Below are 1,809 nucleotides of genomic sequence, written 5' to 3' on the forward strand. Positions count from 1 at the left end.
TTCTGCCCTGATGCTGCTTGCTCCCTTCCTGATTGGGAAAGCAATTGATGCGATGAGTAGTCAGGGTGGTAAAGTCGATTTTGGCTTTCTTGAAGTGATGATTGCCATTTTGGTAGCTGCTTATGTGTCTGACAGTTTGCTTACTTTTTTACAGGGCTGGCTGATGGCAGGTGTATCACAGCGGATTGTCAAACGCTTACGAGATGCCCTTTTTAAAAAGTTACAAAGCTTGCCGGTATCATTTTTCGACGCTCGTTCACACGGTGAGTTAATGAGCAGGCTTTCGAACGATGTCGATAACGTGAGTAACTCCATCTCGCAATCGACGACGCAATTAATGTCCGGATTGGTCATTATTACCGGGTCATTAATATTGATGCTTTTAATAAGCCCATTATTAACTCTGGCCAGCTTAATCACCGTACCGCTTGTTTTTTTATTAACGAGGACCATTGCGAAACGGACCAGTGTCTTTTTTAAGGACCAACAAGTCCAGCTTGGAAAATTAAATGGACATATCGAGGAAACTATATCTGGAATTGAAATTGTTAAAGCTTTTAATCACGAGGAGAAAGTCATTGAAGAGTTTGAGGTTGTCAATACGAGGCTGCGTGAGGTCGGCCTCAAGGCGCAAATTTGGTCCGGGTTTTTGATGCCCATCATGAACGTGATCAATAACTTAGGCTTTGCCGTTGTCGCCGTGGTTGGTGGAATTCTTGCGGTAAAAAGCATCATCACGATTGGGGCGATTGCCAGCTTTATCACCTACTCGAGGCAATTCGTCCGTCCGCTTAATGATTTGGCTAATATTTTTAATATTCTTCAGTCCGGCGTGGCTGGTGCAGAGCGCGTCTTTGAAATCATCGATGAACAAGAGGAACCGCTTGACCATCCTCATGCTATTAATTTAAAAAAGCCAAGAGGACATGTCGTCTTTGAAAATGTTAGTTTTGGGTATCGGGCCGATGTTCCCATTCTAAAAAATGTCAGCTTTGAAGCCGTTATCGGCAGCAGTACCGCCCTTGTCGGTCCAACTGGTGCTGGGAAAACAACAATTGTAAATTTGCTGACGAGATTTTATGACGTGACCAGCGGACGCATTCTGCTTGATGGCCATGATATTCGTGAGTACACACGGGACAGTTTGCGGAGATGCTTTGGATTTGTCCTTCAGGATACATATTTATTCTCAGGAACAATCAAGGAAAACATCAAGTATGGGAATGCGCAGGCAACCGACGACGAGGTCGAGCGTGCGGCGAAGATGGCCAATGCCGACACGTTTATTAAGCGGCTGCCCAACCAATATGAAACAGTCTTAACCGAAAACGGCGGCAATTTAAGTCAAGGACAGCGTCAGCTGTTAGCGATAGCGAGAGTGATCCTAGCAAAGCCTGCTTTGCTCATCTTGGATGAGGCAACGAGCAGTATTGACACCCGAACCGAGCTCCATATTCAAGAAGCCTTGCTATCCTTGATGGAGAACCGGACCAGTTTCATCATTGCCCACCGCCTCAACACAATTCAGGGTGCTGATACCATTATGGTCATCGACCAAGGGGAAATCATCGAGAACGGTAATCACGAGGAATTAATGAGCCAAGAAGGTAAATATTATAGTATGTTTTATAATCAATTCAAAAACGTGGACGCGGGTTTAGAATGATGTGGAGACTGGGGAACCAGTCTCTTTTTTTGTGCACAAAGTTCCTTCATTGCCCGAGGAGATGATATTTAGGTTGCTGTGGTGGAGACACCTTGGATTGACCGATGAATGGATATTTAGGATGGAGCGGTAAAAGGAGGCGC

Annotated in this window: 1 protein-coding gene; it reads left to right on the plus strand. The window is 45.1% G+C overall.

The features are described 5' to 3' along the window. Positions 1-1,666, plus strand: a 1,666-nt coding sequence (locus V7659_RS20890) for an ABC transporter ATP-binding protein (RefSeq protein WP_335541965.1), incomplete at its 5' end; no start/stop codon positions are given. Between the last annotated feature and the right edge of the window lie 143 nt (positions 1,667-1,809).

The sequence above is a fragment of the Neobacillus drentensis genome, from assembly GCF_036966985.1.
GTDB lineage: Bacteria > Bacillota > Bacilli > Bacillales > Cytobacillaceae > Neobacillus > Neobacillus drentensis_E.